This is a genomic window from Pseudomonas abietaniphila (genome assembly GCF_900100795.1).
In the GTDB taxonomy this organism is placed as follows: Bacteria; Pseudomonadota; Gammaproteobacteria; order Pseudomonadales; family Pseudomonadaceae; genus Aquipseudomonas; species Aquipseudomonas abietaniphila.
On the sequence record NZ_FNCO01000002.1, the window covers coordinates 590,359 to 616,251 of the forward strand.

21 protein-coding genes, 1 tRNA gene and 1 pseudogene are annotated in these 25,893 nt (G+C 61.0%); 7 read left to right on the forward strand and 16 right to left on the reverse strand.

Going from position 1 to position 25,893, the window contains the following annotated elements:
- Positions 1–35 precede the first annotated feature (35 nt).
- A pseudogene (locus BLS87_RS06165) lies at positions 36–604 on the forward strand (N-acetyltransferase family protein).
- Positions 605–632: 28 nt separating this feature from the next.
- Here the strand turns inward: BLS87_RS06165 and BLS87_RS06170 are convergent.
- Entirely contained in the window at positions 633–962 is a 330-nt protein-coding gene (locus tag BLS87_RS06170) for a hypothetical protein (protein WP_074751091.1), read from the reverse strand.
- Positions 963–1,258: 296 nt separating this feature from the next.
- Between BLS87_RS06170 and pcsA the strand changes: the two genes are divergently transcribed.
- The gene (gene pcsA / locus BLS87_RS06175) at positions 1,259–1,978 is read left to right on the forward strand and encodes a phosphatidylcholine synthase (RefSeq protein WP_074751093.1); all 720 of its coding nucleotides are present in this window, start codon (positions 1,259–1,261) and stop codon (positions 1,976–1,978) included.
- Between the two features lie 1,000 nt (positions 1,979–2,978).
- On the opposite strand, the gene BLS87_RS06180 is transcribed toward pcsA, so the two are convergent.
- Positions 2,979–3,443, reverse strand: a complete 465-nt coding sequence (locus BLS87_RS06180) for an Lrp/AsnC family transcriptional regulator (protein WP_074751096.1) — start codon at positions 3,441–3,443, stop codon at positions 2,979–2,981.
- Between the two features lie 210 nt (positions 3,444–3,653).
- On the opposite strand from BLS87_RS06180, the gene BLS87_RS06185 reads away from it, so the two are divergent.
- On the forward strand, positions 3,654–4,811 hold the full coding sequence (locus BLS87_RS06185; protein ID WP_074751097.1) for an aminotransferase class V-fold PLP-dependent enzyme: 1,158 nt from the start codon (positions 3,654–3,656) through the stop codon (positions 4,809–4,811).
- A gap of 53 nt (positions 4,812–4,864) precedes the next feature.
- Here the strand turns inward: BLS87_RS06185 and BLS87_RS06190 are convergent, their stop codons facing one another.
- Complete coding sequence (locus BLS87_RS06190; RefSeq protein WP_074751099.1) at positions 4,865–5,584, reverse strand: hypothetical protein; 720 nt, start codon at positions 5,582–5,584, stop codon at positions 4,865–4,867.
- A complete protein-coding gene (locus BLS87_RS06195; RefSeq protein WP_074751100.1) occupies positions 5,577–6,209 on the reverse strand; it encodes a hypothetical protein in 633 nt (210 codons plus the stop codon). The genes BLS87_RS06190 and BLS87_RS06195 overlap by 8 nt, the downstream gene beginning before the upstream one ends.
- 228 nt (positions 6,210–6,437) lie before the next feature.
- Between BLS87_RS06195 and BLS87_RS06200 the strand changes: the two genes are divergently transcribed.
- The gene (locus tag BLS87_RS06200) at positions 6,438–7,589 is read left to right on the forward strand and encodes a MalY/PatB family protein (RefSeq protein WP_074751101.1); all 1,152 of its coding nucleotides are present in this window, start codon (positions 6,438–6,440) and stop codon (positions 7,587–7,589) included.
- Here the strand turns inward: BLS87_RS06200 and BLS87_RS06205 are convergent, their stop codons facing one another.
- A complete protein-coding gene (locus BLS87_RS06205; RefSeq protein WP_074751103.1) occupies positions 7,590–8,474 on the reverse strand; it encodes a LysR substrate-binding domain-containing protein in 885 nt (294 codons plus the stop codon). It lies immediately after the preceding gene.
- Between the two features lie 99 nt (positions 8,475–8,573).
- Here BLS87_RS06205 and BLS87_RS06210 point away from each other — a divergent pair, with 99 nt between their 5' ends.
- A complete protein-coding gene (locus tag BLS87_RS06210) occupies positions 8,574–9,608 on the forward strand; it encodes a D-cysteine desulfhydrase family protein (protein WP_074751105.1) in 1,035 nt (344 codons plus the stop codon).
- 89 nt (positions 9,609–9,697) lie between these two features.
- On the opposite strand, the gene BLS87_RS06215 is transcribed toward BLS87_RS06210, so the two are convergent.
- The 3 genes from BLS87_RS06215 to ggt all read right to left on the reverse strand — a co-directional run bounded on the left by BLS87_RS06215 (position 9,698) and on the right by ggt (position 13,743).
- Complete coding sequence (locus BLS87_RS06215; RefSeq protein ID WP_244165810.1) at positions 9,698–10,780, reverse strand: acetyltransferase domain-containing protein; 1,083 nt, start codon at positions 10,778–10,780, stop codon at positions 9,698–9,700.
- Between the two features lie 137 nt (positions 10,781–10,917).
- The gene (gene folE2 / locus BLS87_RS06220; protein ID WP_074751107.1) at positions 10,918–11,856 is read right to left on the reverse strand and encodes a GTP cyclohydrolase FolE2; all 939 of its coding nucleotides are present in this window, start codon (positions 11,854–11,856) and stop codon (positions 10,918–10,920) included.
- A gap of 159 nt (positions 11,857–12,015) precedes the next feature.
- Entirely contained in the window at positions 12,016–13,743 is a 1,728-nt protein-coding gene (gene ggt / locus BLS87_RS06225; protein ID WP_074751110.1) for a gamma-glutamyltransferase, read from the reverse strand.
- 423 nt (positions 13,744–14,166) lie between these two features.
- Here ggt and BLS87_RS06230 point away from each other — a divergent pair, with 423 nt between their 5' ends.
- Positions 14,167–15,381, forward strand: a complete 1,215-nt coding sequence (locus tag BLS87_RS06230; protein WP_074751112.1) for an MFS transporter — start codon at positions 14,167–14,169, stop codon at positions 15,379–15,381.
- Between the two features lie 51 nt (positions 15,382–15,432).
- Here BLS87_RS06230 and BLS87_RS06235 read toward each other — a convergent pair whose 3' ends face one another.
- Positions 15,433–16,110, reverse strand: coding sequence for a TIGR04211 family SH3 domain-containing protein (locus BLS87_RS06235; RefSeq protein ID WP_074751114.1), 678 nt, complete (start codon positions 16,108–16,110; stop codon positions 15,433–15,435).
- 2 nt (positions 16,111–16,112) lie between these two features.
- Here BLS87_RS06235 and BLS87_RS34120 point away from each other — a divergent pair, with 2 nt between their 5' ends.
- Positions 16,113–16,262, forward strand: a complete 150-nt coding sequence (locus BLS87_RS34120) for a hypothetical protein (protein WP_167362033.1) — start codon at positions 16,113–16,115, stop codon at positions 16,260–16,262.
- A 308-nt stretch (positions 16,263–16,570) separates the two neighbouring features.
- Here the strand turns inward: BLS87_RS34120 and BLS87_RS06240 are convergent.
- From BLS87_RS06240 to fdnG, 7 genes are all read right to left on the reverse strand, one after another.
- Positions 16,571–16,666, reverse strand: a tRNA-Sec gene (locus BLS87_RS06240).
- Positions 16,667–16,694: 28 nt separating this feature from the next.
- Positions 16,695–18,626: a selenocysteine-specific translation elongation factor gene (selB, locus tag BLS87_RS06245; protein ID WP_074751116.1), complete on the reverse strand. Its 1,932-nt coding sequence runs from the start codon at positions 18,624–18,626 to the stop codon at positions 16,695–16,697.
- Entirely contained in the window at positions 18,623–20,053 is a 1,431-nt protein-coding gene (gene selA / locus BLS87_RS06250; protein ID WP_074751118.1) for an L-seryl-tRNA(Sec) selenium transferase, read from the reverse strand. The genes selB and selA overlap by 4 nt, the downstream gene beginning before the upstream one ends.
- Positions 20,054–20,241: 188 nt before the next feature.
- On the reverse strand, positions 20,242–21,174 hold the full coding sequence (gene fdhE, locus BLS87_RS06255; protein WP_074751120.1) for a formate dehydrogenase accessory protein FdhE: 933 nt from the start codon (positions 21,172–21,174) through the stop codon (positions 20,242–20,244).
- Between the two features lie 4 nt (positions 21,175–21,178).
- Positions 21,179–21,859 (reverse strand): formate dehydrogenase subunit gamma, encoded by a 681-nt coding sequence (locus BLS87_RS06260; protein ID WP_074751122.1) that lies wholly within the window; start codon positions 21,857–21,859, stop codon positions 21,179–21,181.
- The gene (gene fdxH / locus BLS87_RS06265) at positions 21,856–22,803 is read right to left on the reverse strand and encodes a formate dehydrogenase subunit beta (protein ID WP_074751124.1); all 948 of its coding nucleotides are present in this window, start codon (positions 22,801–22,803) and stop codon (positions 21,856–21,858) included. The genes BLS87_RS06260 and fdxH overlap by 4 nt, the downstream gene beginning before the upstream one ends.
- The gene (gene fdnG / locus BLS87_RS06270; protein ID WP_143024310.1) at positions 22,803–25,868 is read right to left on the reverse strand and encodes a formate dehydrogenase-N subunit alpha; all 3,066 of its coding nucleotides are present in this window, start codon (positions 25,866–25,868) and stop codon (positions 22,803–22,805) included. The genes fdxH and fdnG overlap by 1 nt, the downstream gene beginning before the upstream one ends.
- Between the last annotated feature and the right edge of the window lie 25 nt (positions 25,869–25,893).

The following is a 25,893-nucleotide window of genomic DNA, read 5'->3' on the forward strand; positions in this document are numbered from 1 at the left end:
ATAAAAGGCGCCCAATGCCTTGTGGAGCCTTGTGAATGACTGTCGAGTTTCGTCCGGCGCGACGTTCGGATGCGCGTGAAATCGCCCGCCTGTTTCAAATCACCTCGGAAGGTGCATCAGATTACATCTGGAGTCAGCTGGCTGAGCCGGGCCAACACCTGCTCGACGTCGGGGAGGCGCGCTATGCCCGCGAGGGCGTGGATTTTTCCTACGAAAACTGCTTGATCGCCGAGGCACATGGCGAAGTGGTCGGCATGATGCACAGCTACGTCATGCGTGAGGATCCCGATGCCCAGCCGCCGACCGACCCTGTGCTTGCGCCCTACGCCGATATGGAGGTGCCCGACACGCTGTACATCTCGAGCCTGGCGCTGCATGAAGGTTGGCGCAACAAGGGGCTGGGGCTTCAATTCCTGCACCGTGCTCAGTCAAGAGCCCAAGCTTTGAGCCTCAAGGGCTTGAGCCTGATCGATTACGCCGCGAACACGGGCGCCCGACGCTTTTACGAACGCCACGGGTTTTCGGTCATAAAGACCTGCCAGATCACGCCGCACCCGATGATCGCGTGACTGGCGAGGCGTACCTAATGCAACGGTTTTCCTGAGGGAGGACTGCTGCAGCCCCGGCCGGCGTCAGCGGCGCGCCAGTTCGTGCCGCGTGCAGCCTTCGTAATAGACCTGCTTTACGCCCTCAGGACGCATCCGCGAGGCGCTGTCGTAGGTCTGTTCGGTGATGCCCAGGGCACTCATGCGCATCCACTGCTGGGGAAAATGCCGGGCCTGCATCTTGTTCCGCGCCCCGTACAGGGTCAGTCCGGCCAGTTTGTATTGCTGCGCGGTGGCGGCAACCCCTGCACCCCAGGTGCACAAATCCCGCTCGTTCTTGCTTAGATCCCGCGCAAACAGGGCCGATGAGGCGCCTGCCGCGACACAAAACACCAAAGCAATCCTGAGAGTTTGCATGCAAATCCTTGCCTAACTGACTGATAGGACGTGGATTTTGCCGAGCTTTATGGATAATAGGGGCCAGCAGTTTGCCTCCTTTGGTGGTGAGGCGACCAATGACACGGCTTGCGCTTAAATCGTTGCTGGCGTTTTGACAATTCAGTAACGAAAGCCTGCGCCGCCTGCTACCGTGTAGGAGTTGAGGATGAACCTTATCGACCGATGACCGGTCGATAGTTGCACCTCTGGCCAGGTTGATCGGTAGCAGCACCGGCGCGTTGATCTGGCTGGCTTTATTTCAAGAAGGACCGTCCATGATCCCTATTCAACGCATCGCCTGGCTCAAAGCATGGGGCGCCCATGGTTTTACAGCCACTGGCGTCGTCCTTGCCTTCCTCGCGACCATCGCGCTGTTCGACAACCAGCCCAAAGCCTGTCTGTTGTGGCTGGGCATCGCCCTGATCGTTGACGGTGTGGACGGCTCGCTCGCGCGCAAGGTCAACGTGCAGTCGGTATTGCCGCATTTCGACGGGTCGGTGCTGGACCTGGTGATCGACTACCTGACATATGTGTTCATTCCGGCGCTGTTCATCTACCGCTATATTCCGCTGCCGGATTACACGCTTCTGCTGACCACTTCGATCATTCTGGTGTCGTCACTGTTCTGCTTCTGCAACACCGAGATGAAAAGCAAGGACAACTACTTCCAGGGCTTCCCTGCGGCCTGGAACGTGGTGGCGCTGTGCGTGTACATCCTTTCGCCCGCGCCGTGGCTCACGTTCATTACCGTGATCTGCCTGGCGCTGCTGACCGTGACCCGGATGAAGTTTCTGCACCCGTTCCGCGTGCGTCGCTTCATGCCGATCAACATCGCCGTGACCAGCGTCTGGTTTCTGTGCAGCTTTCTGCTGGTCATCAATCACCCGTACAACGGTACGGTCGTACTGAGCGTCTGGCTCGCCATGTCGGCTTATTTCCTCGGCATCTGCATCTGGCGCACCTCGCTTGAGTGGATCGACAAGGCGCGCGTCTGACGCCGTTCAAACGCCCGACAGCAAAAAGCAGCCCTCAGCGGCTGCTTTTTGGTTTTAAAGGCCAAACTTCAGGCCTTAACGTTGCAGGAGCCGCCGGCTTGCTGCGGGCCGCGGTCGGACCAATGGGGTGGGTCAATCGGCATCACCGGTAGCTGACCCACCGCGTTCGCTGCCCTCGTAACCTCGGACGTCTCCTACAGGTTTTGCGGTGTTCCAGTCACTTGCGCCGGGCATCGGCATCACCGGCGGCTGACCCACCGCGTTCGCTGCCCTCGTAACCTCGGACGTCTCCTACAGATTTTGCGGTGTTCCAGTCATCTGCGCCGGGCATCGGCATCACCGGTGGCTGACCCACCGCGTTCGCTGCCCTCGTAACCTCGGACGTCTCCTACAGGTTTTGCGGTGTTCCAGTCATCTGCGCCGGGCATCGGCATCATCAGCGGCTGACCCACCGCGTTCGCTGCCCTCGTAACCTCGGACGTCTCCCACAGGTTTTGCGGTGTTCCAGTCATCTGCGCCGGGCATCGGCATCACCGGTGGCTGACCCACCGCGTTCGCTGCCCTCGTAACCTCGGACGTCTCCTACAGATTTTGCGGTGTTCCAGTCATCTGCGCCGGGCATCGGCATCACCGGTGGCTGACCCACCGCGTTCGCTGCCCTCGTAACCTCGGACGTCTCCTACAGGTATTGCGGTGTTCCAGTCATCTGCGCCGGGCATCGGCATCATCAGCGGCTGACCCACCGCGTTCGCTGCCCTCGTAACCTCGGACGTCTCCTACAGGTTTTGCGGTGTTCCAGTCATCTGCGCCGGGCATCGGCATCACCGGTGGCTGACCCACCGCGTTCGCTGCCCTCGTAACCTCGGACGTCTCCTACAGGTATTGCGGTGTTCCAGTCATCTGCGCCGTGCATCGGCATCACCGGCGGCTGACCCACCGCGTTCGCTGGCCTCGTAACCTCGGACGTCTGCTACAGGTTTTGCGGTGTTCCTGCGGGGGTTCAGGACCGCGTATAGCTCAGGGGCAACTGCGTCGTCGATTTGATCTGTTCCATCGCAAAGCTGGAGCTGATGTCGGTGATGCCCGACAACTGAATCAGCTTCTTGTAGACGGCGTCGTAGCCTGCAATGTCGGGTACGACGATGCGCAGCATGTAATCCGTGTCGCCTGCCATTCGATAGCACTCGACGACTTCAGGAAGGGTCGCGATCAAATCGTGGAAGCCGCCAAGCCACTCGGCGTTGTGTTGATTGGTGCGCATAGCCGCGAACACCGTCACCGCAACATTGAGCTGTGCCGGGTCTAGCAGCGCCACCCGGCCACGAATCATGCCCTGCTCTTCCAGTTTCTGGACGCGCCGCCAGCAGGCCGTGCTGCCCAAACCGATGCTCTCGGCCATGTCGGCGATCGGTCGGGTGCAGTCGCTTTGCAGGATGCTCAAGATTGCTTGATCAAACTTGTCCATGGTGTGCGTTTGCCGTTTCAGAGGGTTTTTAGGGCTTCGAGCGATAAGGATAGACCCGAACTCTCCCTAGAACGAAATCATATTCGCTGCTTGACGGTTTAAAGAGGAAAATAATCTAACCCATCGCTGAAACAGCGTTCAGTAATCAATTTTTTTTCAGTTCGACGCTAGTAGTATTTTCAGCATTACGGACAGCGCGGATTTCTCCCCATGAGCACACTTCCTTGTTACTTCGATTACGCAGCCACTACTCCTGTCGATGACCGCGTCATCCAGGCAATGGTGGCGTGTCTGGGCCGTGAGGGCACTTTTGGCAATCCGGCTTCCAACTCCCATGCCTACGGCAATCAGGCCCGCCAGGCGGTAGAACTTGCGCGGCGTCAGGTCGGCGAACTGGTCGGCACTGATGCCGATTCGCTGATCTGGACCTCAGGCGCAACCGAGTCCAACAACCTGGCCATCAAAGGCATCGCCTTCGGTGCCAAGGGTCCACGTCGGCATCTGATCACCAGCCGCATCGAACACAAGGCCGTGGTCGACACCGTGCGCCAACTCGAACAGGCCGGTTACCCCGTGACCTGGCTTGAACCCGACAGTCAAGGCTTGATCCAGCCGGAGGCTGTGCGCCAGGCGCTGCGCGAAGACACACTGCTGGTCTCCCTGATGCTGGTCAATAACGAGTTGGGCACTGTCACGGACATCGCGACCATCGGCCAGCTTGTCCGCGATCAAGGTGCCCTCTTCCATGTCGATGCTGCGCAAGGCGCTGGCAAACTCGCCATTGTTCTGAATGCTTTGCCTGTCGACCTGATGTCATTTTCCGCGCATAAGACGTATGGCCCCAAAGGCATCGGTGCGCTGTATGTCGGTGAGCGAGCGCGTCCGTTGCTGGAAGCGCAAATGCACGGGGGTGGTCATGAGCAAGGCTTCCGCTCGGGCACCCTGGCAACTCACCAGATCGTCGGCATGGGCGCTGCCTTTGCCCTCGCCAGCGCCGAGATGGCCGAAGAACTGCAACGGATCAGCACACTGTCGGCCCAGTTACGCGATGGATTGCTGGCCCTGCCGGGCGTCAGCCTCAATGGCGATCCGCAACAGCGCGTCCCACACACTTTGAATATCTGCGTCGACAGCCCGGGCTTTACCGCCATGAGCCTGTCCAGCGAGTTAGCGGTGTCATCGACATCGGCCTGCAACTCGGCCAGCAGCGGCGCTTCCCACGTGTTGCTCGCCATGGGGCTGAGCCAAGCCCGGGCCGGCAGCAGCTTGCGCTTGAGCCTGGGACGCTACACCCAGGCAGCGGACGTAGAGAAAGCCATTGCGGTCATTGCCGGCCGGTTGAGCGCTCCGTCAGCAACATTCTGGTAGCCATCACGTCAGTAACCTCTGAAGGTTACATTGAGGAAAGTAACCTTCAGAGGTTACTTTCCTGACAGTTTCAGCACGGCCAGCCCAATCGCGATGCTGACGGTGAAGCTCACCAATGTCCCGAGCAAGACGTATTCGCTGAGTGAGCGCTGCTCGGCGCTTTTGATGTCGTTGAAGCGCAGTATGCTTTTGGCGGTCAGCAGAAAGCCGATGCCTTCCCATTGCTGCAACAGGACGAAGGTCAGAATCAATACTCGCTCCAGATAGCCAATCAGCGTGCCAGCCCTTTTCAGCGACCCTTCGCTGTTGACACTGGCAAGCCACGGCGTCAGCACGGCGCCAATCAACGCGGACGCCGGGCGTAAGACCAGCGCATAACCGAGAACGATCAGCAGGTTGTGTGTGCTGAACACGTCTTTGGTCAACTCACCGGCCCACCCCCAATAGCCTTCGGCACTGAGCCAGACCGCCGTGAGGGCGACCACTTGCAGGGCAAACCGCAAGACGAACGCAAATCCCGATTGCCACTTGCCGACCAGCCAGCGAACCACTCCCCAGCCGAGCGCAAAGGTTATGCCCGCCACAGCAGCAACAAGGGCCTGTCGGTCAAAGGCGTACAGCACGACGCCCATCATGGTCCCTTGAGCGAAAGCCACTAACACGCCACGCACCCGCCCAGGGCCTGGCTTGCGCTCTTGCCATTGGGCATAGCCATAGTCCAGGAGCATGTTGAGCAGGATCAACACCAGCAGCACCAACGAGGTATCACGCATCGGGCGACTCCTTGGCCTGCAACTCATTGATCCAGTCCCGCGTACACGCCAGATAGCGATCAAGCAACTTGGCCTGACCACGCTGCAGCGCCTTGTTGATCGCGACCCGTGACTTGCCCAGGTTCTCGGCGATGGTTTGTTGATCACCCGTGCCCAGCAGGTGCGCGTAATAGGCCTGAGCCTCGACCACCGTCCATTTGTCCACCGTGGCGGCGACGAATTCGGTGACCAGTTCAGCCGCCCGAAGCAGGGAGGCGTCATGGCTGAAGACCGCCAGGGTGAGCTTTTTCATTCCGTCCAACCCCTGCCCAGACAAGACGAACGCCTCACCATAATGCTTGCCGGAGGCCGACGGGCCGAAACCTATAGCGATACGCGCGTCCCAGCGTTCCCCTTCCGGGCTGGCGGCAATCAGGCCCGCGCGTATCGCCAGCGCGCACTCGAATCCGTGGATCGCTTGTGCGGGCACGACTTGAAAGCCATCGCCCCGGTAAGTGTCAGTGTTCAATCCGTAACGAGCGCCGAGCGCCGTCAGCACACGCTGCAGCCCGTCCAGATACGCCTGGGTATCGGACACGGTCTGTGAGTGCATGAGGTCGCCGGTCAAGACAGCCTTGAGGGTCATGGGTACGTCCTGAATCCAGTGCAGGGGTGATGTTCACTATAGGGCAAATACGCAAGATGTAACCTTAAAAGGTTACTTTCGAGAATGTAACCTCCTGAGGTTACTTTTTGTCAGAAGAATGGTCCGCTTGGCAGTCATGTCTAACCTCGCACCCCAAGCACCGCGCGCTGGCTGTTCATGGCTCACCCGGTCTCTGGCACAATCGCCCCTCGCTTTTTCGAGACGAGCATGACCATGGACCTGAACAGCGTTCACCAACGCTTGCACACCGGCAGCAAGAAGTGGAGCCAGTACCCCGAAGACGTATTGCCGATGTGGGTGGCCGACATGGACTTTCCGGTCGCTGAGCCGATCGTTCAGGCGCTGACCGCGCGCCTGCAACATCCGCTGCTGGGCTATTCGGTGGCGCAGGACACATTACGCCAAACGTTGGTGGCGCATCTGGCTCAGCACTACGCTTGGCAGGTCAAGCCTGAGGAACTGGTGTTCCTGCCCGGTGTAGAACCGGGCGTGAACATGGCGTTGAATGCCTTGGTGCCCGAAGGCAGCGGCGTGCTGGTGCAGACACCCAACTACGCGCCACTGCTGGATGCCCCGGGTCACTGGAACCTGTCACGCATCGACCTGCCCTTCCATGCCGACGCCGATGGCCAATACCCGACCGACATCGCCGCCTTACAGGGCGTCCTGCCCAAGGTTCGCGCCCTGCTGCTGAGCAATCCGCACAATCCATTGGGCAAGGTCTTCGACGCGCAAGAGTTGCGCGCCATTGGCGATGCCTGCGTGCAGAACGATGTGCTGATCGTGTCCGACGAGATTCACGCCGACATCCTCTTCGATGGCCGTCAACACACGCCGATCGCGTCCCTGAGTCCGGCCATCGCCGACCGCACGGTGACACTGATGTCCGCCAGCAAGGCCTGGAACATTGCCGGCATGAAAACCGCGTTCGCCGTGATACAAAACCCCGATCTGCGGCTGCGCTTCAACGCCGGACGCCTGGGCCTGGTCGACAGCGTCAACGCGCTTGGCCTGGACGCCACCCAAGCGGCGTACAGCAAAGGCGCGCCATGGCTGACGCGGGTCATTGCCTACCTTCAGGACAACCGCGACTATCTGGCGAATGCAATCAAAACCCGATTTCCAGGGATTTCGATGAACCTGCCGCAGAGCACCTACCTGGCCTGGCTGGATTGCTCGGGACTGGATATCGAAAACCCTCAGCAGTTCTTCCTCAATGAAGCCAAAGTGGCGCTAAGCGCAGGCCATGAGTTCGGTGACGACTGCGGCCAGTTCGTACGGCTGAACTTCGGGTGCCCACGCTCGATGCTGGAAGAGGCACTGGCCCGTATGGAGCGCAGCCTTCAACGACGGGGTTGATCAGACACCCAGCCGCTGGGTCGCGAAGTCGATGAAAGCCCGCAATTTCGGCAGCCGCGCGCGTTGCGGTGCATAGATCAGGTGGACCGGTTTTGGGGACGGCAGATAATCTCCGAGAACGGACACCAGTGCGCCACTGGCCAGGTCATCAGCGACCAGGAAGCGCGGCTGCATCAAGATCCCCGCCCCGGCCAGCGCGGCCAGACGCAATGCAGGGCCGTCGTTGCTTTTCATCACCCAGTGCTCTGGCCAGGGAATCTCTGTATTTCCCTCCTTGAGCGCCCAGTTGAAGCGCTGCGTCCAGCTCGAATGCACCAATAAACGGTGGTGCGCCAAATCGGCCGGTTTTTCCGGCGTGCCATTAAGCTGCAAATATTCAAGCGACGCGCAGATGAGCATTTCATAGGCCTGCAGCGGTTTGGCGACCAAATCCATTTCTTCCAGATGAGCGATACGAAACGCAGCGTCGAAGCCGTCCTGCAACAAATCCACGGAACTGTTGTTGAGGATCAGCTCCACCCGAATCTGCGGGTAAGCCACCAGAAAGGCAGCCACCAGCGGTGCAACCATGCAGGAACCCAGCGTCATCGGCGCGGTGATGCGAAGCAGTCCATGGGGTGTCGATTGTAGTCCTTCCACGCTTTCACACGCCTGTCGCCACTGCTCGAGCACCTGACGCGCCTCGGCATAAAAAGCTCGCCCTGACTCTGTCATTTGCATGTGCCGCGTGGTCCGCTGAATCAACGGCGCCCCGAGGCTCTGCTCGAGCGCCTTGATGTATTTACCGACCATCACCGCCGAGATTTCCAGCGTTGTGGCGGCCGCAGTAAAACTCCCGCCGTCGATCACGGCAACGTACACCTCAAGACTGCGAAGCCTGTCCATTACAAACCCTGGGTTAGAAATCCACGAATGAAGCCTGCATTTATCACGTTTGACGCAAGCAATACAGTCAGGTTTTGGCACTTCACTTGAGGAACGTCGATGCAAACATCACTGGAGCAGGCCCTGGCTGCATTCCCCCGAGTCGCGCTGCTGGATGAACCGACGCGTATCCAGCGGGCCGAACGACTTGAAACAGCGCTTAAAAAGTACGCCAAAGGCGTCGGCATATACCTCAAACGTGACGATCACATGCCCGTCGGTGGTGGCGGCAACAAGTTGCGCAAGCTCGAGTTTCTGCTGGGCAGCGCTCAGCAAGATTGCATTGATACGGTGATTACCGTTGGTGGCGTGCAGTCCAACCACGCGCGCCTGACGGCGGCAGTCTGCGCACGTCTGGGCCTGAACTGCGAGTTGGTCCTGACCCGTGCGGTGCCAAAATCCGATACCGATTACGACCACAACGGCAACGTCCTGCTCGACCATCTTTTTGGCGCCAGACTGGAGACCCATCCGGGCGGCACCGACAGTCTGGCGATTGCCCATGCCCGCGCCGGGCAATTGCGCCAGGCCGGGCGCAATGCACTGGTTATTCCCACAGGCGGCTCGACGCCACTCGGTGCGCTGGGGTACGCCCGCTGTGCCGCAGAAATTGCGCATCAGGAGCAGCAACTGGGCATTCGCTTCAAACATGTGATCGTGCCCAATGGCAGCGCCGGCACCCACGCGGGCCTGGCCACAGGTTTTGCCGCCCTGCAGCGCGAGCCCGGCCTGGTGAAATCCTTTGCCGTATTGGTCGAACAGGCGGCCGCAATCGACAAGACGCGGCAGTTGATGCAGGCGACCGCTCAGTTATTGGGTACGCCAGAGGCAACACCGACCGAGGCACCTAATATCGACGGCAGTCAGCTGGGCAGCGGTTATGGCCTTCCAACCCAGGACATGCTCGACGCGGTTCGCCTGATGGCACGCAGCGAAGGCCTGTTATTGGACCCGGTGTACTCTGGCAAAGCCTTTGCCGGACTGATCAGCGACTTGCGGGCAGGCCGTTATCAGCCTGGCGACAACGTGCTGTTCGTCATGACCGGGGGGGCGGTGGGATTGTATGCGTATCGCGAAACGTTCCAGCCGAAGTGACCGGCCAAAAAGCACCAGACTCACCGGCCTGACGGCGTGATGCTTTGCGTCGATCATCAGCACACGCTGCAGGGCCGCGTGCACCCGCATCAGAAGTATTTCAACCAGTGGATATCCCGGCGCCGGGCCTTAAGCTCGGCGAACCAGCGCACGGCGGGAAACAACAGCACACTCAGCACCACGGCACAGGCCCAGACCGCAGCCATTGAATCGAAGCCATAGTAATTGCCATGCGACGCGCCCCAGATGGCCAGTGCAATGACGTACAGGCACTTGAGTACATACAAGTGCAACAGGTAGAAAAACATCGGTGCCGCACCGAAAATCGCCAGCGGCTTCAACCATCGCTGGCCGTTGCTGCGCTCCATCCACGCGAGCAGCAGCAGCCCCACGCCCAGCGTCAGGCTGATGAACAACAGAGACGGCGGGTATTTGGTGATGTTGAAGATGCTCATCACGGTCTGCGTTGTGGTTTCGCCGATCACCCAGCTGTGTTCGCCATAGCCGTTGAGGCTGCGTAACGCCAGAAACAGCGCAAGGATGCCAAATCCCCACGCCATCAGATTCAACTCACGCTTGTCCGGGTCACTGCCGCTGGCGAACCAGGGGCCGGCCGCGTACCCCACAGCAATGACGCCAATCCACGGCAACACCGGGTAGGACGTGCGCAGGCGCAGACTGTCGAGCACCTCGACCCAGCCCCGGTCGTGCAGAATCGCCCACGGAATGTGCAGGCGTGAACCCGCCGCGAAATGCACATCGTCCAGCAGGTTGTGCCCGGCAATGATGACCAGTCCGACGGCTGCCAGCCATCCTCGGGGCAAGGCCACCAGCACTGCGAGCGCCAGCATGCTCAGGCCGATGGCCCAGATGACCTGCAGATAGATCACCGCCGGCGGGAACTGAAAGGTCCAGGCAAAATTGACCAGCGTCAGCTCCAGTGCAATCAACACTAATCCGCGCTTGAACAGAAAACCGGCGACCTGACCTTTGCCCGCGTGCCGCTCGCCGTATAGATACGCGGAGAGACCGGTGAGGAACACAAACAAGGGTGCACAAAAATGCGCCAGGGTGCGGCTCAGAAACAGATCCAGCCCCGTGCTGGTGACATCCATGGGGTCCGACACCTGACGATGCAGGAAAAACGTTTCGCGCACGTGGTCCAGCAACATGAACAGGATGATAAGGCCGCGCAATGCATCGATCGATTGCAAACGTGCCGGGCGCTGGAGCGCGCCGGGCGAACACGCGGTGTCGATGGCGGGCGCTGCGCCTCGTGCGTCGCGATTCAGTCCAGTGAACATCTCACTCATGCCCAACGCCCTCCGCCCACCGTCCGCAACGGCACTGCCAAGTCGTTGGAGACCGACGCCACCGCGTCATGCGGGTGCAGGCTTTCCAAGTGCCTGACCGAAACACTGCTGACCGGGAAACGCAACGAAAGCGATTGCTGGATCTTGCGCGCGGCGTCTTCGACGTACATCAGGTTTTGCCCGTTCAACCGGGCAAAGGCTTGCTCGTCGGCGCGTTTCACAGCGGTCTGGACAGGCGTGCCCAAGGCGGCCTCCACTGCGTCGATGAGACTGAGCAGCCCCATTTGCTCGGCTTCCTGTTCGATCCGCACACGAACACTTGCGACGCTGCGCTGACTGTGAGGCGTCGCATGAGAGCCGTGTTGACGTAACCACTCAGCCACCTCAACGCTGTCGACCACACCCGCTGCGAACTGCGCCCTGAAGGCCTGTTCCAGCAGTTGGCGAGACAAGGCGGCAGAGCACGGGCAGGTTGACGAGTACGTGACGTCTGCGCAGACCTCCAGCATCAGATGGCCTTGCTGCCATTGCGCATCGATGACCACAGGGTATGACTTCCAGCCGCTCAGACCCGCTGTCACCAGCGCCGGTCGCTTGCTCAGTAATTCAAACGACAGGCGTAGCCTCGCCTGCGACGAATGACAATCGCCATGGCTGGCGACCATCAGCTCCAGCAGAGCGGCCAGGCTCGCCGGGCTGACCGCGTGATGCTCCGCGAAACGGTCCAGCAACGTGTACAGCCGGGACATGTGGATGCCCTTGATCTGCGGCACGGGCAGGTTCACCTGCAGATCGGCGCGCGCGTGCACAGCGACATCAACGCCAGGCTCGTCAAGCATCAGGGGAATGTCGATGCCCTGCATGCCGACCCAATCGAGTGGCAGCAACGCTTGGGATACTTCGGAGCAAGCAACGTCGGGAAGAAGACTGTTCATACTAAAGACGGATTCTCGGAGCGCAGGGGTCATTCGAGCGCCAGGCGCTCGTAACAGAGAGTTATAACATAACATCTCATGGGAATAATCTGGCAACGAAAATTCGTAAATAGAGCAATCGAGCGAGGCAGCCAACGCTGCCCCGCCCGGCTCTCCGACTCAGTAACCCAACGACAGCCCGGTATTGCGGCGTGGATCATTGGCGCCGTAGAAACGGTTGTTGCCGACCGGTTTGCCACCCAACGAGGGTGCGCCGACCAGAATCGCCGCCAGGTGGTTCGCGTCTTGAGGCTCGGCGAACTTATGGCCCCAGCTTTCAAGGATCTTCTGGGTGTCGGGACTCACGGCGAAGCGCTCCAGGTTGGTGGTTTCCGGCATCCATTGCTGGTGGAAACGTGGCGCGTCAACCGCTTCCTGGATGTTCATGCCGTAGTCGATGACGTTCAACATGGTCAGCAGCGTGGCGGTGATGATCCGGCTGCCACCCGGCGTACCGACCACCATGACGGCCTTGCCATCCTTGGTGACGATGGTCGGGCTCATCGACGACAGTGGTGTCTTGCCCGGGGCGATGGCGTTGGCCTCGCCTTGGATCAGGCCATACATGTTCGGTACGCCGACCTTGGAAGTGAAGTCGTCCATCTCGTCGTTGAGGATGACACCGGTCTTGCTCGCCATCACGCCCGCGCCAAACCAGTCGTTGAGCGTGTACGTGACAGACACCGCATTGCCCCACTTGTCGACGATGGAGTAGTGAGTGGTGTTGTTGCCTTCATGGGGCGCGACACCCGGCTTGATGTCCTGGGACACACCGGCTTTATGCGGCTCGATGGCGGCACGCAGTTTCGCTGCGTAGTCACGGTCGAGCAGGTGGTTGATCGGGTTCTTCACGAAATCCGGATCGCCGAGGTAGCTGTTACGGTCAACGTACGCGTGGCGCATGGCCTCGATCTGATAATGCATCCCTTGAGCGGAGTGGTAACCCAGCTCTTTCATCGGGTAGCCTTCGAGGATGTTCATGATCTCGCAGATCACCACACCGCCCGAGCTGGGAGGCGGTGCCGAGACCACGTGGTAGCCACGGTAATCGCACTCGATGGGCGCCAGTTCGCGGGTTTTGTATTTATCCAGATCCGCCTGGACGATGATGCCCTTGCCTGCCTTGCTCGAGTCGACGATGGCTTTGGCCACCCAGCCCTTGTAGAAACCGTCGGTGCCCTTCGCCGAGATTTCCTTGAGGGTTTTCGCCAGGTCTGTCTGCACCAGCTTGTCGCCGACCTGCAGCGGCTGGCCCTTGTTCAGGAAGATCGTCCCCAGGTCCTTGGCGTCTGCCTTGAATTCATCGGTCGCGGTGTGCAGAAGGTCAACGTCACCCTGCCCCAGGACAAAGCCGTTCTCGGCCAGTTTGATCGCAGGCGCAATCACTTCTGCCCGCTTCCTGGTCCCGTATTTGCTCAACGCCATCTCCATGCCGGACACGGTTCCCGGCACACCTACGGCGAGATGCCCTTTGGAGCTCAAGTCAGGAACGACGTTGCCGTCTTTGTCCAGGTACATGTTGGCGGTGGCGGCTTGCGGGGCTTTTTCACGGAAATCCAGGAAAGTCTTGCGGCCATCGGCGAGCTGAATGGTCATGAAACCACCGCCGCCCAGATTGCCCGCTGCCGGGTAAACCACCGCCAATGCATAGCCCACGGCAACCGCGGCATCGACGGCATTGCCACCGGATTTGAGAACGTCCACACCGACGTGGGTCGCGAGGTGTTGCGCCGTGACCACCATGCCGTTTTCGGCAGCAACAGGGGCAACGGACGCCGCGTACGTGGATGAAAAAGCGAGGGTAAATGCTGTCGCAATCAGCGACTTGGCCAAGGGTTCATACTTCATGTGTCGACTCTCTTTATTCTTCTGAATGTGGAACAGCATTGAACGGGTCGAACCGTGACGGGGATGCACCCTCTCGCGGTTGGCCCGGCATCCTTGCGACTGCAGATGCACATTTTTTTTGAGCGTTGTTAATTGACCGCTACCGCGTCTGAAGCTGCACCAAAGTAGCGCGTACCGCAGAACAAACCCAGTACTTATGACAGGATATTTCACGGAACCGTCGCGGTTTTACTAGGACGCCCGTTCCATGAAATGTGCGTCAGGTGCTGCACGACCCGTGCGTATACGCGTAACCTAGGGCCTGCGTCCGGTCGCATGAGAGTCATCACGACCACCCCGGACACACCGACAAAGGACGTCGTTCGACTTGCTGAGAAGGCCTGCCCTGGTGAAAAAAATCCGACCGACCGAGCCACATTGCTGATGGCCAGAACCTTCCGTTCGCTGGCCGTTTACAACTTCCGCGTCTGGTCCCTGGGCGGGATCGTCTCCAACATCGGTACCTGGATGCAGCGCACCGCGCAGGACTGGCTGGTGCTCACCCAGCTTACCGAACAGAACGCCACCGCGCTGGGCATTGTCATGGCCTTGCAGTTCGGGCCGATGTTGCTGCTTCTGCCCATCAGCGGCTACGCAGCCGATCATTTCGACCGACGTAAACTGCTCATCGGCACGCAACTGGCGTTTGCCGCCTCGGCCCTGGGGCTCGGGCTGCTGACGGTCACCGGGCATGTGCAGTTGTGGCACGTGTACTTCTTTGCGCTGGTTTCCGGCTGCGTTGCTGCAATCGATGCCCCGGCGCGGCAGACCTTTGTGTCCGATCTGGTCGAGGAGTCCTACCTGAGCAACGCTGTGGCCTTGAACTCGCTGTCATTCAACGTGGCGCGAATGGTCGGCCCGGCGGTGTCCGGATTATTGATTCCCTGGGTGGGCAATGGCTGGGTGTTTCTGCTGAACGTGCTGACGTTTGTCGCGATGATCGTCTCGCTGTGCAAACTGCGGAAAAATCAGATGCACGCGCGCGAACGCCCTCCCCGTGTTCGCGGCCAACTGGCCGAAGGTTTCCGCTACGTCTGGGCTCGCCCTGACCTGAAAGCCATCCTGTTGATGCTGTTTCTCATGGGCACGTTCGGCCTGAACTTCCCCATCTACATCTCGACCATGGCCGTCACGGTGTTCGACGCCGACGCCAGCCATTACGGTCTGCTGACGTCGCTGATGGCAGTGGGTTCAGTGACCGGCGCCCTGCTTTCTGCGCGACGCTCGCGCCCGGGTCCGATGCTGCTGTTCTGGGCCTGCGCGCTGTTCGGCGGGTGCTTCGTAATGGCGGCCCTGATGTCGAACTTCTGGCTGTTCGGCGGCCTGCTGTTCGTGTTGGGGATTTCGGCGCAGACCTTCACCACATCGGCCAACAGCATGGTGCAGTTGTCGACCGATCCATTGATGCGAGGGCGGGTGATGGCGATTCTTTTGGCGACCACCCTGGGCGGCACGCCCGTCGGCGCGCCCATCGTGGGCTGGGTCGCCGATCTGTTTGGTCCGCGTTGGGCCATGGGCATTGGCGCTGCCTCGGGGCTGTGGGCAGCGCTGGTCTGGTTCCGATATCAGCGCAGTGTCAGAACCCCATTGGCAACCTGAGCCTGGTCCGGCTTCAATGGCTGTCGCCTGTCGCCGGCCGTACTTGACCGGTTAGAACCAGCGGTCGTTGCGCTTGCGACCCCGGGTCAGCGCCGGCAGGATCAAACCGAGCAACAGCCCCGCCCCCGCGATGCTTCCGCCATACACCATGTAGCGCATGAGCACCTGATTGTTCTCGTCACCGAGCTTGGCCTGGGTAGACCGCAGCTCCGACTGGGCGTCGGTCAGTTGGGCGTTGAGGTCCTTGGTGCGGGCTTCCAGCTCATCCACCAGTTTCTTGCGCGAATCGAGGGTCTCCTGCATGCCCTGGACCTTGGTTTTCCAGTCGTCGTCGATGGTTTTCAGCTGGGCACTGAGGTCGGCGACTTGCTGAGTCAGTTGCGGCAAACGCTCGGCCTGGCCGGGCACTTCCTGCAGATCTGCCGAGGGGATCCACACCGTGTCACCGGCATTGCCGCGCACTTGGCTGTAATCGCCCTGGGTGGTGAGCAACTCGACTTTCTGACCTGATTTAAGCGTGCCGACAATGCGATAGCCATCGGTCGGGCCGCTGCGGACGTAGGTGCTCAAGGTGTCGTTGACCCAGCGATCCTTGCCTTCGGCTTGCGCTTGGGCGACTACACCAACGGTCAGCAGGGTTCCCAGCAAGCCGGCGCTGAGCAAACGGCGTCGGGCGCCCGGCAACAGGGAGGATGGAAGAGAAGCAGAAACGGGACGAGATAGAGACATGGGTGATCTTCGACAAAAATAAAAAGAAAGGCCGGATGGTCGGGCCGCATGCAATGGACAAAAGCCTGATCGGCAGCGACGAGCAAGGCGCTGCAACCGCTGGAGAAGGCAACAACGCGCGGGGAAATCCACAAAACACCGGGGCCTCGTGACCCGGCGCACCGCGCGCGCAGTGGTCAACAGACCGTTCAAACGGTGTCAGGTTCACTACAGGGAGGTGACGTTCGTCCGGGAAATGCCGCAGCGGGTACTAACAACCCCGTGCCGGTGGAAGCGTCTTATGCGCCTGTGGTCCCCTGATCCTTACCACACCCGCGTGGTTGACGCTCTGCGTCAAAGTGGACGCAGAGGGTGGGAACGATCGCATGCAGACTGTCATGGCGCATTCGTCGGAGTGCCGCCCAGACCAGGCTCCCCCAGGATCGAGCGTCATCAGACGCCTATTAAGGCAGAAGAAAAATGGCGGAAGGCAGCGGGAGTCGAACCTGCCCGGGAACGGCTGCCGTCCCCAACCGGGTTTGAAGCCCGGCCGCGCCACCGGGCGCGATTGCCTTCCATGATCGAACTGACCGTCTCGGAGCGTTTCACCCCTGAGCGTCAGGCCTGGACGCCTGCGCCAGAGCATTGTCCCCCCGCACCTGGCGCTGATCGCCGATACGACGGGTGAAACCGATGCGGTCGAAATACTCGAGAATCTGGATACTGCGCTTGCGGCCGATGCCCAGCCTGTCGCGAAACGCTGCCGCCTGAATCACCGGATCCGCTGCAGACAGTTGCAACAGCATAGCCACCATTTCCCGAATTGTGGACTCCAGATAAAACAGATCACGCACCACCTGATGCACCTGCCCGATGCGCGCCAGCTTGCGCAGCAGCAAACGCGTGTCCGCTTCGGTGCGTCCGGTGGCCGCGGCAAGGTCACGCACCCACGGCGGGTCGAAGCGCGCCTGCTGCATCAGCGGTGAAAGGCGCTGCCAGAGCTGCTCGTCTTCGTCATTGAGCTTCACCTGATGATCCGGCAGGTGCAGCCACGGTCCGCTGCTGGCCATTGTGCCTGCGGCAAGCAACGCGTCAATCAGGGCAATGAATGCCGGACGCTCCAGCGGCATCGCCGCGAAACGCCGTAGCCGATCGCGATCAGGCCCGAGCTGATCAGGCTCCTGCTCATGGAAGCCTCCCAGATGTTCAAGTAATGCACCTTGCAGGGCTTGCCATCGCGCCTCGCTGAACAGCAGTTGCCCTTGCCGAGTGAGAATGTTCTGGATGTCGGGCGGTAATCGCCAGGTCGCGCGCAGGCGATTGAACTGCCGTTCCAGCCGCTGCGGGTCAAGGCCGGTTTCGCTGTGTGCAATCAATGCGGGCAGTGCTGTTTCAAGGTCCGGCGCGCCGGCAAGAATGTTCAGCGTCGCCAGTCGCTCGGCACTGCGGCGCTGACGTGACGGTGCAAACGGGTCCAGCACCCGGCCGCCACCCAAGGTGCGTTGCGCGCTTTGGTCGCGCACCACCAGACGATCCCCATGAACCGCGTGCACCGGCGCATTGAGCAGCAATTGCGCGAACATGCGCCCGCCGGGGGCGACACTGCCCCCTTCAAGCAAGGCGACGCGGGCCGTGACGTCCTGAGTGCCAATGTGGACGTGAACCGGGCTGAAGTGCTCGAACGCGCGCGTCTCGCTGTTCAGCAATTGCAGGTCGATGTCGATCCGCCGGGTCGGCGCGAACAGCCACTCTGCCAGCAACCAGTCGCCGCGATGGATGTGTTCCAGGGAAAGCTTCTCAGCGCTCAGATTCAGCGCCACACGTTGCCCGATGCGAGCGTGTGCGGCGGTCTGGTTCTGTGCGTGAAGACCACGTACCCGCACGCTCTTGCCTGATTGCCCGAGTCGCAACGTGTCGCCAACGGTCACTTCTCCGGCCAGCGCAGTCCCGGTCACGACAATACCGGCACCGGACACACTGAACGCCCGGTCGATGTCCAGCCGAAAGCCGCCGCGGTCGCTGCGTTCCAGCACGCTGTTCTGAGCATTGAGCAAGGCCTGACGCAAGGCGTCGATACCTTCGCCCGTGAGGCTTGCGACTTCGAACTGCGGCGCATCGGCATACGGACCCGACGCCAGCAGGTGACGAAGCTGCGTGCGGACCTGCTGCACACGGGCCGAGTCGACCCGATCGCACTTGCTGATCACGACCCGCAACGCAGGAATTCCGAGCAATTCGACGATTGCCAGGTGCTCGCGGGTTTGAGGCATCACGCCGTCGTCCGCCGCGACCACCAGCAGCACCAGATCGATACCCTGTGCGCCAGCGAGCATATTGTGAATGAAGCGCTCGTGGCCGGGCACATCAATGAACCCGGTCAGTGGCGCATCGGCAGCAAGGGGCGCGTACAGATAACCCAGGTCGATGGTGATGCCGCGCTCGCGTTCCTCGCGTCGGCGGTCGCCCGCTTGCCCGGTCAGCGCTTCCAGCAACGCCGTCTTGCCGTGGTCGATGTGTCCAGCGGTCCCGACAATCACCCCGCCTCGCCCTCCCACCGCAACTGGCTCAACTGGCCCGTCCAGCCCGCTTCGTCGTCCAGTTGTCGCAGATCGAGCCAGAGCGCGTCATCGTCGATGCGCCCCAACACCGGAATCGGCAGGTTACGCAGCCCGGCCTCCAGCGCGTGAAGCTGACGGCCGCGAAGCTTTTTCGAGACGATCGGTCGTAAACACAACGAAGCGCTGGGCAGCCGCGCCACCGGTTGGCTGCCGCTGCCGATCATGCCGAGGCTCGGCTGCACGGCCACGCCCCAGCCTTCGCCCAGTGTCCTGGCCAAGAGGGGCCGCAGGCGTTCGGCCTGGGCCAGAATTTCACCTTGCGGACGCGTCAACAGGCGCAGGCTGGGCAAACGCGCGGCCAGGCGGTCGGGATCGCGGTACAGACTCAGGACGGCTTCCAGCGCCGCCAGGGTCAACTTGTCCACGCGCAACGCGCGTTTGAGCGGGTTCTTTTTGATTTTTGCGATCAGCGCTTTGCTGCCGACAATCAAGCCGGCCTGTGGACCGCCGAGCAGCTTGTCGCCGCTGAAGGTCACGATGTCGGCGCCTTCGGCCAAGGTCTGGCGCACCGTCGGTTCGGCCGGCAACCCCCAGCGTGTCATGTCCAGCAAGCTGCCGCTCCCCAGGTCTTCCAGCAGCGGCAGCTCGTGCTCATGGGCGATGCTCGCCAGTGCCTGCGTCGGCACACTCGTGGTGAAGCCCTGAATGCTGTAGTTACTGGTGTGAACGCGCATCAGCAAGCCCGTGCGCGGATTGATGGCTGCCTCGTAATCCTTGGCATGGGTGCGGTTGGTGGTGCCGATCTCATGCAGCTTCACGCCCGCCCGGGCCATGATGTCGGGAATGCGAAACGCACCGCCAATCTCGATCAGCTCGCCGCGAGAGATGATGCCTTCCTTGCGCGCGCCCAGGCTGTTGAGCGCCAGCAACACCGCCGCCGCATTGTTGTTGACGACGGTTACGGCCTCGGCGCCGGTGAGTTCACGAATCAACCCCTCGATCAGGTCATCGCGGTCGCCGCGCTTGCCGCTGTTGAGGTCGAACTCGAGGTTCAGCGGGTAACGTGCGGCGGTCTGGATGGCCTCGATGGCTTCCTCGGGAAGCAGCGCCCGACCCAGATTGGTGTGCAGCACTGTGCCCGTCAGGTTAAACACCCGGCGCACCTTGCTCCGGTGCTGGATCGCCAGACGCTCCGATGCCCTGCCCGCCAATACCTCACTGCTGAGCTCCGCTGCACTGGCGTGTCCTGTTACAGCCGACTCACGCACGTCATCGAGCAACTGGCGCACGGTGGCCAGCACCGCGTCGCGTCCATAGCGGTCGATCAGGGGATGGCAGGCGGGATGACGCAACAGGCTGTCGACGGAGGGTAAACGCGGCGGGATCGAGGCAAGGTTTGCGGGCATTCATGTACTCCGAAATAGGCGTCCTGGGGAACTGCCCTCCATCCAGCCCGCAGGCGCCGGCTTGCTGGCGAAGGCGTCCACTCAGTCCTCTCTCTGTTGACTGAACCGACCCTTTCGCCAGCAAGCGGGCGCCTTCAGGCCAGAAGCAGATTGCAGCGTGTTGCGGAATCTGAGTGTAGACGCCCTTTTCACTCGCCCCCAGGCGCCAGCATCAGGTTCGGCGCCAGCCGCTGGATGCCTTCCAGGTCCAGGCGCATGTCCAGCATCAGGCTCGCCAGGTCCGCCGACAACGCCTCGGCTTCGGCATCGCACTCCAGATAAATCTGCTTGAGGTACGTGTTGCAGCCCGGACAGACCTCGGCCCGCAGGGGCGCCTTGTCCACCGCCACGCGGTCATCGTCCAGGCTGACGTACTTCAGGCCTTTGCTCTGTTCGCAATACACGCACTTGACCCGTACCACATGCCATTCACAGGCACACAGCGAACACACGAGGTAGCGCAGACCGTTGTACTTGCCGCGATGACGAATGACACCCGCCATCGCCGGTGAACCACAGGCCGGGCACTGGCCCAGGCTGTCGCAGGGTTTGAGGTCGGTAAAGGACAGCGTCAACAACCAATGGCTCCAGGCCGTTTGCAGGGCGGCGCCCAGAAACGGCACCACAGCCGCTGGCAGACCCGCGTACTGACCACTGAGCAGTGAAATCGCCCACGCTTTGCGCTGTCCTTCGTCTGCAGAGAGTAACCGGGCGACGGCCTGCTTGACGTGATCCTGCGCTAACGGTTGGAAGCGTTGGAGGAGTGCTTCCAGATAGCGCTGCCAGTGCGCTTCGCGAACCAGGCTGTCGGCGGCAAGCGGCGGCAGGCCGTGCTGACGGCATACCTCAAGACGGCCGCTGTCCGGGACCCAGTCGCTGGGTGGCTGATCGAGCAGATCCTGTTGAACCCGACACAGCGCCGCGATCAGACGCAGATAGTCGGCCAACGGATGCCCTTCGGCGAGCAGTTCCAGGCGTGCGGCTCGCAGCGCAAACAGGTTGGCAGGCGGCAGGTACAGGAACGGCAGGGAATAAGCCCCCGCCTGCGCCTGGATTTCTTCGGGTTCGAGGGTCTGACTCAACGCGTCATCCTTTCTTGGTTACACGAGGCTGCGCCTGAACCGGCGGGCCTTCTTCATCGACGATCTTGCGATACCACAACGCATGATGTTTCTTCGCCCAGCGGCGGCTGACCCAGCCATGCAGCATGGCGCTCACCGACCCCTTGATCCAGATACCGGCATAAATATGCACGATGATGCTGGTGATCAGTACGAAGCCCGCCAACGCGTGCACCAAGGCGCCAAGACGAATCACCGTGATGCCGAAGTACTCGCTGAAGTAGGCACGCCAGATCACCAGACCACTCAACAGCAACGCCAGCATGCACAGCAGCAGCGTCCAGAACAGCAGCTTCTGACCGGGGTTGTACTTGCCAATCGGCGGCACGCCCTCCTCTGAGTTGACCATCACCCGGTCGATCCGCTTGAGCCACAGGCGGTCATTGGGGATGAACAGGTTGGCGCGCCAGAAACGAATCACCAATCCCAGGAAGAACACAAACATCGCCACCCCCATGAACGGGTGCAGGATGCGCGTCCACGGGCCTCCGCCGAACAAATGGGTCAGCCAGAACATAGCCGGATGAAACAAGGCCAGGCCGGACAACCCTGCCATAAAAAACAGAATCGCCACCAGCCAGTGGTTGGTCCGCTCATTGGCGTTGTAGCGCAGGATGGTCTTGCCGGGTTCACGGTTTTCGCTCATGGCCGCTGCTCCCCTTCAGGTCCCGTTTTATGGGGGTCATAGACATGCACGGCAGGGTCGACCTCGTGCACATTCGGGTCTTTCACAGGGTCGTGCTCGTCTTCCTCGCGCTGCGGGCCGATGCGCACGTAATGGAAGAAGCCCGCGAGCACCGCGACCCCCATGGCAAGCAGCCCCAGCGGTTTGCTGACGCCTTTCCACAGCCCCACCAACGGGCTGATTTCCGGATCCTTCGGCAAGCCGGCGTACAACCTGGGATCATCGGCGTGGTGCAGCACGTACATCACGTGGGTGCCGCCGACCCCGGCAGGGTCATACAGACCGGCGTTTTCAAACCCTCGGGATTTCAGATCGACGACCCGCTCGGCAGCGTGCACCTTCATGTCTTCCTTGGTACCAAAGACGATGGCGCCGGTCGGACAGGTCTTCACGCACGCCGGTTCAAGCCCCACGGAGACGCGGTCCGAGCACAGCGTGCATTTGTACGCCTTGTGGTCTTTCTGCGAGATCCGCGGAATGTCGAACGGGCACCCGGTGATGCAGTAACCGCAACCGATGCAGTGATCCTGGTTGAAATCGACGATGCCGTTGGCGTGTTTGATGATTGCACCCGGGCTTGGGCACGCCTTCAAGCAACCGGGATCAGCACAGTGCATGCAGCCGTCCTTGCGAATCAGCCACTCCAGGTTGTCGTCGGCGGTTTCGTGCTCGGTGAAGCGCATCAGGGTCCAGGTTTCTGCGCTCAGGTCCTGCGGGTTGTCATAGGTGCCGTGGTTGTGGCCCACCTCGTCGCGCAGCTCGTTCCACTCCGAGCACGCGACCTGACAAGCCTTGCAGCCGATGCACTTGGTGGTGTCGATCAGTTTGGCGACCTCTTCCAGTTGCCTGATCGACGAGGGCACCGTGGTGGTGGCTGAACGTGCAGTGATGTCTTGAATGGCCATCAGATTTTCTCCACGTTCACCAGGAACGACTTGGATTCCGGGGTTTGCGAGTTACCGTCACCCAGGAACGGCACCAACGTATTGGCCAGGTATCCGTTGCGGGTGGTGCCGGTGAACCCCCAATGGATCGGGATACCGATCTGATGCACCACCTGATTGTTGACCTGCAACGGCCGGATCCGCTTGGTGACCACCGCAACCGCCTCGATGAATCCGCGCTTGCTGCTCACCCTGACCCGATCCCCTGCTACGATGCCTTTCTCCTTGGCCAGCGCCTCCCCGATCTCGACAAACTGCTCAGGCTGCGCAATCGCATTGAGCCGGCAATGCTTGCTCCAGTAGTGGAAATGCTCGGTCAACCGGTAACTGGTGCCCGCGTACGGGAAGTCCTTGGCCACCCCCAATGAGTCCCACACCGAATCGAAGATGCGTCCGGCGGGATTGCTGGTCGCCTGTTTGTTGTTGGGGTGCAGCGGGTTGATGCCGATCGGGGTTTCGAATGGCTCGTAGTGTTCCGGGAATGGCCCCTCGTTCATCTTGTCGACGGCGAAGAATCTCGCCACCCCTTCGGGGTTCATGATGAACGGATTCATCCCCGCTTCCGGCGCGGAGGTCACGACGAAGTCCGGCACGTCAGTGCCCGTCCAGGCCTTGCCATTCCACCAGACCAGCCGTTTCTTCGGATCCCAGGGGTTGCCGTGGGTGTCTGCGGAGGCGCGGTTGTACAGGATGCGCCGGTTGCTCGGCCAGGCCCATGCCCACCCTTGATGCTGGTGCATGTCATAGGGGTCGCTGTTGTCCCGTCGTGCCATCTGGTTGCCGGCTTCGGTCCAGCTGCCGCAGAAAATCCAGCACCCAGACGCCGTGCTGCCGTCGTCTTTGAGCTGGGAAAATCCGGTCAGCTGCGCGCCACCCTTGATGGCCGCGCCTGAGAAATCCGTGAAATCCGTCGTGGCGGCGCCGTTGATCTCCTTGGCGATCTCTTCGGGCGACGGTTCCTCAGGCACCTTGTACGGCCAGCTCAGTTTCAACAGCGGTTCGGCATACGCACCGCCCTGTTCCTGATAGCGCTTGCGCAGGCGCAGGAACAATTCGCTCATGATGCGGATGTCGGTGGTGGCTTCGCCGGGACCCTCCGCGCCTTTGAAGTGCCACTGCAGCCAGCGGCTGCTGTTCACCAGCGAGCCGTCTTCCTCCGCGAAGCAAGTCGTGGGCAGGCGAATGACTTCCGTCTGTATGGCGTCAGTCTGTACGTCGTTGTACGGGCCGACTTTCTGCCAGAACTCAGACGTCTCAGTCGCCAGCGGGTCCATGATCACCAGCCATTTGAGCTTGGCGAGCGCCTTCATCACCCGGTTCTTGTCCGGCAACGCCGCGATGGGATTGAACCCTTGGCAGATATAGCCGTTGACCTGCCCCTTGCCCATCATGTCGAACATTTTCAGGATGTCGTAGTTGGGTATGTCGAGCTTCGGCAGCCAGTCATAACCCCATTTGTTCTCGGCCGTGGCATTGGCGCCATACCAGGACTTCATGAGGCTGACGTGGAATTTGCTGTAGTTCTGCCAGTAAGACAGTTGCCCCGGACGCAGGGGCTTTTGCGTGCGTTTGGTGATGTACGCGTCGTAATCCTGTTCCGCATCGGACGGCAGGGTCAGGTAACCGGGCAGCGCGTTGGACAGCAGCCCAAGGTCGGTGAGGCCCTGAATGTTCGAGTGACCGCGCAAGGCGTTCACGCCTCCGCCCGGCATGCCGACGTTCCCCAGCAGCAGTTGCACCATCGCCGCGCTGCGGATGATCTGCGAACCGATGGAGTGCTGCGTCCAGCCCAGCGCGTAGAGAATCGTCATGGTCTTGCCCGGTGTCGAGCAGGTGGCGATCTCTTCCCAGATCTTCATCATCCGGTCCTGTGGCATGCCGCAGGTCAGGCTGGCGATTTCCGGGGTGTAACGGCTGTAATGCTGCTTCATCAGCTGATAGACGCAATGCGGGTCCTGCAGGGTCGGGTCGACTTTGACAAACCCGTCCTCGCCCAGCTCGTAGCCCCAACCCGACTTGTCGGTGTAGAGCCGCTTGGTCGCGTCGTATCCACTGAAGATCCCGTCTTCAAAGCCATAACCGGCTTTGACGATGAAGGACACGTCGGTGTAATTGCGCACGTATTCGTGCTGGATCTTGTCTTGGGTCAGCAGGTAGTTGATCAACCCGCCCATGAACGCGATGTCGCTGCCCGTGCGGATCGGCGCGTAATAGTCGGCCACGGACGCAGTACGCGTGAAACGCGGGTCGACCACGATCAAGCGTGCCTTGTTGTGCGCCTTGGCTTCGGTCACCCATTTGAAACCGCAAGGGTGTGCTTCTGCTGCGTTGCCGCCCATCACCAGGATCAGATTCGCGTTGGCGATATCGGTCCAGGTATTGGTCATGGCTCCACGGCCGTACGTCGGGGCAAGACTTGCCACCGTCGGGCCATGTCAGACACGTGCCTGGTTATCGAACCCCAGCATGCCGGTTGCGCGAATGACCTTGTGCGTCATGTAACCGGCTTCGTTGGACGCCGCGGACGCTGCAAGGAAGCCCGTGGTCAGCCACCGGTTGACGGTCTGGCCCTTGTCGTTCTTTTCGATGAAGTTGGCGTCGCGGTCGGCCTTCATCAGGTCCGCCACGCGGTCCAGCGCCTCATCCCAGGAAATGCGGGTCCATTCGCTGCTCCCCGGCTTGCGCACTTGAGGGTATTTGAGGCGGCCCGGGCTGTGAATGAAGTCCAGAAGACCCGCGCCTTTCGGGCACAAGGTGCCGCGGTTGACCGGGTGATCGGCGTCGCCTTCGATGTGAATGATGCTCTGCGCGACGTTTTTCGCGGCATCGCCCTGGCTGTACATGATCAATCCGCAGCCGACCGAGCAGTACGGGCAGGTGTTGCGGGTTTCATGGGTGTGGGCGAGTTTGAAATGGCGTATCTGCTCGGCGAACGCAGGCGTTGGGGCCATGCCCAACGCCGCCAGGCTCGAGCCTCCAAGGCCGACAGCGGCGACCTTGAAGAACTGCCGACGGTTGAGGTCCATCGTGAACTCCTGATCAGGTGGAAAG